The sequence below is a fragment of the Myxococcus xanthus genome, assembly GCF_013116825.1.
Lineage (GTDB): Bacteria > Myxococcota > Myxococcia > Myxococcales > Myxococcaceae > Myxococcus > Myxococcus xanthus_B.
This window is the reverse complement of sequence record NZ_JABFNS010000224.1, coordinates 1-8,064: the sequence shown is the minus strand read 5'-3', so window position 1 is coordinate 8,064 and position 8,064 is coordinate 1. Positions and strand designations below refer to the sequence as shown.

Annotated in this window: 7 protein-coding genes; 5 read left to right on the top strand and 2 right to left on the bottom strand. The window is 71.7% G+C overall.

What is annotated here, in order from left to right; all coding sequences use genetic code 11:
• From lpxD to HNV26_RS36085, 4 genes are all read left to right on the top strand, one after another.
• The coding region (lpxD, locus tag HNV26_RS36100; protein WP_171452999.1) for a UDP-3-O-(3-hydroxymyristoyl)glucosamine N-acyltransferase at window positions 1–666 on the top strand (666 nt) is incomplete at its 5' end.
• Complete coding sequence (gene fabZ / locus HNV26_RS36095) at window positions 666–1,127, top strand: 3-hydroxyacyl-ACP dehydratase FabZ (RefSeq protein ID WP_171445504.1); 462 nt, start codon at window positions 666–668, stop codon at window positions 1,125–1,127. The genes lpxD and fabZ, both read left to right, overlap by 1 nt.
• A gap of 29 nt (window positions 1,128–1,156) precedes the next feature.
• Window positions 1,157–1,933 carry an acyl-ACP--UDP-N-acetylglucosamine O-acyltransferase gene (gene lpxA / locus HNV26_RS36090; RefSeq protein WP_011554711.1) on the top strand — a complete coding sequence of 259 codons (777 nt, stop codon included), beginning with the start codon at window positions 1,157–1,159 and terminating at the stop codon, window positions 1,931–1,933.
• A gap of 28 nt (window positions 1,934–1,961) precedes the next feature.
• Window positions 1,962–2,768, top strand: a complete 807-nt coding sequence (locus HNV26_RS36085; protein ID WP_140864386.1) for an LpxI family protein — start codon at window positions 1,962–1,964, stop codon at window positions 2,766–2,768.
• A 27-nt stretch (window positions 2,769–2,795) separates the two neighbouring features.
• Here HNV26_RS36085 and HNV26_RS36080 read toward each other — a convergent pair whose 3' ends face one another.
• The gene (locus HNV26_RS36080) at window positions 2,796–3,575 is read right to left on the bottom strand and encodes a hypothetical protein (protein WP_171445502.1); all 780 of its coding nucleotides are present in this window, start codon (window positions 3,573–3,575) and stop codon (window positions 2,796–2,798) included.
• Between the two features lie 238 nt (window positions 3,576–3,813).
• On the opposite strand from HNV26_RS36080, the gene HNV26_RS36075 reads away from it, so the two are divergent.
• Window positions 3,814–7,044 carry a serine/threonine-protein kinase gene (locus HNV26_RS36075; protein ID WP_171452998.1) on the top strand — a complete coding sequence of 1,077 codons (3,231 nt, stop codon included), beginning with the start codon at window positions 3,814–3,816 and terminating at the stop codon, window positions 7,042–7,044.
• On the opposite strand, the gene HNV26_RS36070 is transcribed toward HNV26_RS36075, so the two are convergent.
• Window positions 7,033–8,064: ADYC domain-containing protein (locus tag HNV26_RS36070; RefSeq protein ID WP_253817369.1), on the bottom strand; the 1,032-nt coding region annotated here is incomplete at its 5' end. The genes HNV26_RS36075 and HNV26_RS36070 overlap by 12 nt on opposite strands.

Sequence of the window (8,064 nt, the reverse complement as noted above, 5' to 3'; positions counted from 1 at the left end):
GATGACGCGCGCACGGTGCTGTACCCGGGCGCCTACGTGGGTGAACAGGCCGAGGTGGGGGAGGACTGCGTCCTGTACCCCAACGTCACGGTGCGTGAGCGCTGCATCGTGGGCGCGCGCGTCATCCTCCACGCCTCCAGCGTGGTGGGCGCGGACGGCTTCGGCTTCGCCTTCAACCCGGAAGGCGAGGCGGGGCCGGAGCACTTCAAGATTCCCCAGGTCGGCATCGTCCGCATCGAGGACGACGTCGAGGTGGGGGCGTGCACCTGCATCGACCGCGCGACGGTGGGCGAGACAGTGGTGGGGCGCGGCGCGAAGCTCGACAACCTGGTGCAGATTGCCCACAACGTGCGAGTGGGCCCGCTGTCCCTCATCTGCGCTCAGGCTGGTGTGTCCGGCTCGGCGGAGGTTGGGACGGGCGTGGTGCTCGCGGGGCAGGTTGGCGTGGTGGGGCACATCCGCGTCGGTGACCTGGCCAAGGTGGGCGCGCAGTCCGGCGTCGCGCACGACGTGCCGGACGGCCAGGTGGTGAGCGGTAGCCCCGCCGTCCCCCACAGAGAGTGGCTGCGGGCCAGCGCCGCTGCGGGCCAGATGGCGGACCTGCTCAAGGAAGTGCGCGCCCTGCGGCGCCGGGTGGAGACGCTGGAGAAGGAAAAGGGGCCGTGATGGACATCGGAGAGATTCTCAATCTGCTGCCGCATCGGTATCCGTTCCTGCTGGTGGACCGGGTGGTGGAGATCGTCCCGGGCCAGAAGCTGACGGCTTACAAGAACGTCACCATCAACGAGCCTTTCTTCAACGGGCACTTCCCCGGTCACCCGGTGATGCCGGGTGTGCTCATCCTGGAGGCGCTGGCGCAGGCGACGGCCATCCTCGCCTACAAGAGCGAGAACATGGACCCGTCGCGCAAGCTCACGTACCTGATGGGCGTGGACGGCGCGCGCTTCCGCAAGCCGGTATTGCCGGGGGATCGCCTCCAGTTGGAGATCGAGGTGGTGCGTCACAAGGGCGCTGTCTGGAAGACGAAGGGCCTGGCGCTGGTCGACGGCGCGCGTGTCGCCGAAGGCGAGTTCCTGGCAACCGTCGTGGACAAGGACGCCGACGCGGCTGAGAGCGCGGCATCCTGATTCGCGCCCCGCGAGCACGAGGAGACTTCATGGCTCAGGTTCATCCCACCGCGGTGGTTCATCCCGACGCCCGCCTTCACGAAACCGTTGAGGTCGGCCCCTATTCCATCATCGGTCCCCAGGTGACGATCGGTGCGGGCTCCCGCGTGGGGCCCCACGTCGTCATCGAAGGCCGCACGACGCTGGGCGAGCGCAATCGCATCTTCCAGTTCGCCTCCGTTGGCGCCGACCCGCAGGACCTCAAGTACGCGGGCGAGGACACGGAGCTGGTGCTCGGCGACGACAACCAGATTCGCGAGTTCGTGTCGCTGCACAAGGGCACCGCCGGTGGTGGCGGCGCGACCCGCGTTGGCAGTGGCAACCTCTTCATGGCCAACTGTCACGTCGCGCATGACTGCGTGGTGGGCAATGGCTGCCGCATCGGCAATGGCTCCGCGCTCGCGGGCCACGTGACGATGGAGGACCACGTCATCATCAGCGGCCTTGCGGCGGTGCATCAGTTCACCCGCCTGGGCAAGCACGCCTTCATCTCCGGCGGCGCCATGGTGACCATGGACATCCCGCCGTATGCCACCGCCCAGGGAGACCGGGCGGAGCTGGTGGGCCTCAACACGGTGGGCCTGGAGCGCAGCGGCTTCTCCAAGGAGCAGATCGAACGGGTGAAGGAAGCCCACCGCATCCTGTTCCGCTCGAAGCTGACGCTCCAGGAGGCCATGGTGCGGCTGCGCGCGGAGCTGGCGGGCCACTCCGAGGTGGACCACCTCATCCAGTTCATCCAGCAGAGCAAGCGCGGCCTCACGCGCTGACGCCGTGAGCGACGGAGGAGCATCGGCGGTGGATCGGATTGGCCTCATCGCGGGCAACGGCCGGCTGCCCTTTCTCTTCGCGCGCGCCGCGCGGAAGAAGGGCCTGGAAGTCGTGGCCGTGGCGCACCGGGGAGAGACGGACCCGGCGTTGGCCGCGGAGGTGGATCGGCTGACGTGGGTGCGCGTCGGGCAGGTGGACCGCATCCAGAAGGCCCTCCGGGAAGCGGGCGTGAAGCAGGCGGCCATGGCGGGCGGCATCGGCCGCGTGCGGGCGCTGGCGGAGGCCCGGCCGGACCTGGGCGCGGTGCGCATCATCTCCCGGCTGCGGAGCTTCCGGGATGATGCGCTGCTGCGCGCGGTGGCCTCGGACTTCGAGTCGCGTGGCGTCACCATCATCGCCCCCACGGACTTCCTGGGGGAGGTGCTGTGTCCGGAGGGCCACCTCGCCGGGCCTCGGCTGCACCCGGCGCAGGAGAAGGACGTGGCCCTGGGCCGCGAGGTCGCCATCCTGCTGGGGCAGGCGGACGTGGGGCAGACGGTGGTGGTGCACAACGGCCACGTCCTGGCGCTGGAGGCGGTGGAGGGCACGGACGAGGCCATCCTCCGGGGCGGCAGGCTGGGTGGCAATTCAGGCGCCGTGGTGGTGAAGCGCTGCAAGCCGCAGCAGGACCTCCGCTTCGACCTGCCGGCCGTGGGCCCTCACACGCTGGAAGTCATGCAGGAGGTCGGCGCGCGCGTGCTGGCGCTCGAGGTGGGGCGCACGGTGATACTGGACGCCCCGGCCCTCTTCGCGGGCGCCGAGTCCAAGGGCATCACCATCGTCGGCGTGCCCTGAGCCCCGGCGCCCCGTGCGCGGGTGGCGTTAGAAGCAGCGCGCCCGCGCGCCCACGTTGACCTGGCCGGAGGCGCCGCCCAGGTACCACGAGCCGCCCGCCTGGTAGGTGCGGACGTACTCCCCGCCACCCTCGAACTTGCCCCGGACGAACGTCAGGGCGCAGGAGCGGCCCGTGGCGCCGCCCAGCGCCGTGGCCGAGTTGCCCTGGTTCCAGGTGTACTCCGGGCTGAACGTGTTGCCAGCACCCAGGTTGATGCAGCGCGCGCGCGCCCGCACACCGCTCTGGCTGGAGTTGCCCGTCATGTACCAGCTCCCGGCGGTCTCATAGACGTGGACCCACTCGCCGCTGCCATGGAACTTGCCCGCGACGCCGGTCAGGTAGCACACGCGGTTGGTGGAGGAGCCCAGGTACGTGGGGTAGCTCGAGGACTGGGTCCACGTGTACTCCGTGCCCGTGTCCGCCACGTTGATGCAGCCCGCGCCGCCGTTGATGCCCGTCTGCCCCGAGGCGCCGCTCAGGTACCACGAGCCGCCCGTCTGGGTGATGTCGACGCGCTCGCCGCCACCTTCGAAGTCTCCACCCACGCGCATCAGGTAGCAGGTCCGGTTCACCGTCGTGCCCATGGGCGTGGCGATGTTGCCCTGCGACCACGTGTACGTGTTGGCCGTGACGAGCTCCTGGCCCTGGGTCATCAGGTCCTGCGCGGCGGGGGGCTCGGTGGAGACGTCCATCAGGTCCTCGGGACCGCAGCCCCACAGGACGGCGGGCATGGACAGGGCAATCAATGCGTGACGCAGCTTCGACATGGGTTGGGTTTCCTGTGGTGTGAAGTGTTGAGACGGCGCGGCGCATGCGGCCCTGAGCCCTTCACGCGTCCTCGCCGTGTCGCTGCTTGAGCAAGGCGTATGCCGTGGCGAGGGACTCCAAGGCTCCCTCTGGGCGCGCGCTCGAGACACGTGCGGTGGCACACCCTCGCGCGGCACGGTGACACAGGCCACGGTGTGCCACCGTGCCTCGGCTGTATGCGTTTGATAGGCTTTGCCCATGTCTCGCCTCGTGCCAACCCTTCCGTCGGAGACGGCCGCGCGGCCGGACGAGGAGGGGGCCACGGTGGCGGGCCTTCCGCCCGCGGCACCGGGCACCGTGCCTGCCGCGCCAGGGGCCCGTTACGAACTGCTCGGGCTGCTGGGCCGGGGTGGCATGGGGGACGTGTACCGCGCGCGGGACAGGACGCTCGGGCGGCCGGTGGCGCTCAAGTTCCTGCGGGGGGCGGACCCGGAGCGTGCCATGCGCTTCCTTCGGGAAGCCCGCGCCCAGGCTCGCATCGATCATCCGAATGTCTGCAAGGTGTTCGACGCGGGGGAGATGGGCGGCCAGGCCTTCATCGCCATGCAGCTCGTGGAAGGCGAGCGGATGGACGCCGCCGCGAGGGGCCTGGCGCCCGTGGAGAAGGCGCGGTGGTTGAAGGCCGCGGCGGAGGCGGTGGAGGCCGCCCACGCGCTGGGCGTCATCCACCGGGACCTCAAACCCTCCAACATCATGGTGCTGCCGGGCGAGGGCGCGCGCCGCGAGCCCGTCATCATGGACTTCGGCCTCGCCTACGAGGCGGGGGAGGGGCACGGCCTCACGTCCACCGGCGCGGTGATGGGCACGCCCGCGTACATGGCACCCGAGCAGGCCCGGGGTGAGCTGGAGGCCATCGGCGCGCGCACGGACGTCTACGGCCTGGGCGCCACGTTCTACGAGTTGCTCGTCGGCGAGCCGCCCTTCACGGGGGCCACGCCGCTGGAGACGTTGAACCGGGTGCTCCACGACGACCCGGTGCCACCACGCGAGCGCGTGCCGGACCTGGACGCAGACCTGGAGACGGTGTGCCTCAAGTGCCTGAGCAAGGAGCCAGCGCTGCGCTACGCCTCCGCCCGGGCGCTGGCGGAGGACCTGGGGCGCTACCTGGACGGCGCGCCCATCCTCGGACAACGGCCCCGCCTGACGCACCGGCTGCGGCGCGCCGCGCGCAGGCATCGCGGGGTGGTGTTCGTCTCCGGCGTCTCGCTGGTGGGGATGCTGCTGCTCGGGGGCTTCGGGGCCCGGGCCCTGCTGGCGGAGCGGGACCTCCAGGCGCGCACGGCCTCCCGCGTCCGGCTGGCCGAGCAGTTGGGCCAGCAGGTGCAGGAAGTCGAGTCCTTCGTGCGTGCCTTCCAGGCCCTGCCCCTGCACGACACGCGGCCCGAGCAGCAGCGTGTCCGGGCGCGCATGGCTCGCATGGGCGCCTTGCGACATGGCCTGGGAGACCTGGGGGAGGGGCTGGTGCGGCAGGCGTTGGGGCGGGGCCACCTGGCGATGCGCGAGTTCGAGCAGGCGCACCGGGAGCTGACGCGGGCGCGCGAGCTGGGCGTCGACTCGCCGGGGCTCCACTACGCCTTGGGGCGGGTCCTGGGGGAGCAGTACCGCCTGGCCATGGAGGACGCGCGGCGCAGCGGCGGCGCGGCGTGGGTGGCCGCTCGGCAGCGGAAATGGGAGGCGCGCTACCTGACGCCCGCGCTCGAATCCCTGCAGCGCAGCGGCGGCGTGGAGCTGGAGTCGCCGCGTTACCTCGAAGGACTCATCGCGCTGTACCGCAAGGACTACGAGGGCGCGGAGCGGGCCGTGAGCGAGGCCGTGGCGCAGGCGTCGTGGATGCCGGAGGTGCGGAAGCTCGCCGGGGATGTGGCGCTCGCGCGGGCAATGGCCTTGCTGGAGCAGGGGGACTACGCGGGCGCGCGGGCCGGGCTCATGGAGGCGGCGTCCCGCTACGAGCAGACCGTGGAGCTGGCGCGCAGCGACGCCTGGGCCCACGAGGCGCTCGCGGAGGTATGGCTGCAACTGTCGGAGCTGGACAAGCGGGAGGGGCGCTCACGCAAGGCCGCGTTGGACCAGGCGGAGGCCGCGGCGGACCGGAGCCTCGTGGCGGACCCGGACCGGGCCTCCGGCCACACGAAGAAGGCCCAGGTGCTGATGAACCAGTACCGCGCGGTGACCTTCCAGGGCGCGCCGGACGCGCGCGGCGCGGAGGCCCTGCTTGATGCCTGGACAGACGCGGCATCGCGGGCCGTGACGTTGGAGCCACGCGACGTGCTCGCGCACGACTCGCTGGGGTACAGCTACTTCATGCGCGGCCTGCGTCAGGCGCGCGCGGGCGAGGCGCCCGAGGCGTCCTGGGCACAGGCCATTCAATGGTTGGAGCGGGCGATTGAGCTGGAGCCGCACTATCCCTGGGCGCTCAACGACCTGGGGCTCGTGCACCGCTGGCGGGGCAACTACCAGCGGGAGCACGGGCAGGACCCGCTCCCGGCCTATGCCGAAGCGGAGCGCGCCTTCCAGCGGGCTGTCGAAGGGGACCCGAAGTACCTGTTCGCCCACTCCAACCTCGCCGAGCTGTACGCCGCTCGGGCATCCCTCCTGTTCTCCCGTGGGCGCGACCCGGAGGCCGACGTGCACGCGGCGCTGGAGGCCAGCACGCAGGCGCTGGCCCTCGACGAGCGCTTCCACTCCGCCCACGACCATGCCGCCGCCGCGGAGCTGACGCGCGCGCGCTATCTGTTGGAGACCGGCGGCGACCCGCGTCCGGCCCTGGCGCGGGCGCTCCAGGCGACGGAGCGCTCCCGTGGCGTCAACGCCCGGTCTGACCGCGCCTGGCTCCATGCGGCCGGCGCGCACCTGCTCGAAGCGCTCCAGGCTCTGCGCGCGGCGGGCGACGCGAGCGCGGCGCTCGCCAGCGGGCAGCGCGCGCTGGAGGAAGCGTACCGGCTGAGCCCCACCTGCGCGGACTGCCGGAGCCTCGGGGCGGAGCTGTCGCTGGCGGCGGCGGAGCAGGCGCGGCGCAAGGGGCGCTCCAGTGCGGCCTTGCTGCGCCAGGCCCTCACCGAGGCCCGGCGGGCCGTGTCGCTCTATCCCTACTACGACAGCCACCTCACCGTGGCCCGGGCGGCCTGGCGGCTGGCGCGGGACACAGGCGCTCCGTCCGCCCTCGTGGAGGAGGGGTTGGCGCAGGTGGCGCTCGCGCTGAAGCTGGACCCCGGGCTGCCGGAGGCCCACGCCGTGCGAGGCGCGCTGCTGCTCTTGCGTGCCCGGCGCCAGCGGCCGGCGGAAGGGTGGGAAGCGTCCCTCCGTGAAGCCGACGCGGCGTGGCGTCGCGCCACGGCCCAGGTGCCCTGGTTGAGCCGCTACGTGGGGCCCCTGGACGGCGCGGAGCAAGCCGTGCTTCGCGCCGCCAGGGCTCCGGACTCAGGGCATTGAGGGCCGCTCCACACCCGTCGCGAACCGCGCCTGGGAACTCCACTTGGGCAATGGCCCACAGGCCGGCAACGTGAGGCCATTCGGGATGGGCACCTTGCTGCGCCGGTTCGCCAGGTTGAGGCACTCCGCGCCCCGGGGGCTCCACAAGGCCTCCAGGTATTCGAGCTCCTGGAGGTCATTGTTGCTGTTGCGCCCGAACCCGTGGGCGTCGCGCCGGAGAATCTCCGTGCCGCTCACGGTGTAGCTGCCCGGGTCGCCCTGGCCCACGAAATAGGCGGCGCGCTTGGCCTGGAGGCACGCGCCATGGACGAACTCCCGGTCCGGGTCGGCCTGGAGCTTCTCGGGAGTCCACGGCTGATAGCCCCAGTTCATGCACGCGCCAATCGCGCCTGACTCGCAGGCCACGGTGAGGGTTGCGTCGTGGGGCCGCACCGCCGCGGTCAGGCCGTCGACCTGTCGCTGCGGAAGGAGGACGGACGCGACGTTTGGGTTCTCTGGCGCCTGGCACTGTCGCAACCAGGCCGTGCTGGGCGTGGGCCGATAGCGCACGACGAGGCGGTTGCCGGACACGGGTTCGAGCGCCAACTCGTAGAGGAGGCCCTCCAGGGTACCGGTGCCGTCCAGGTCCACCGGGAGCTTGAACCCGAACACCAACCGCGACACCGGCTCGCCTCGCAGCTTCCGGGAGACGTCCCCACTGCGCACGGCGACGAAGAAGTCGCCGACGTTGCCGTGAATGGACTCCAGCGTCGGGGGCTCCCCATGAACGGGCGTGCCCGGATTCCGGAGGTGCAGGGGGAGCTGAAGCGTCTGGTCCCTCTGGTACATGGAGCGCACGTGCAGCGCCACGCCCTCGGGCGTGTTGACGAAGCCCTCCAGGCACGCCACCGGCGTCTTCTCGTGGAGGAAGCAGTAGCTGTGCCCCTCGGCGACGTAGATGCCCAGGCCGTTCGGGTCGGGGTCGCACTGGCCCGTCGGACAGCTCCCGCCGCCGGACGGGGAGTCCGGGCGGGCGCGGGT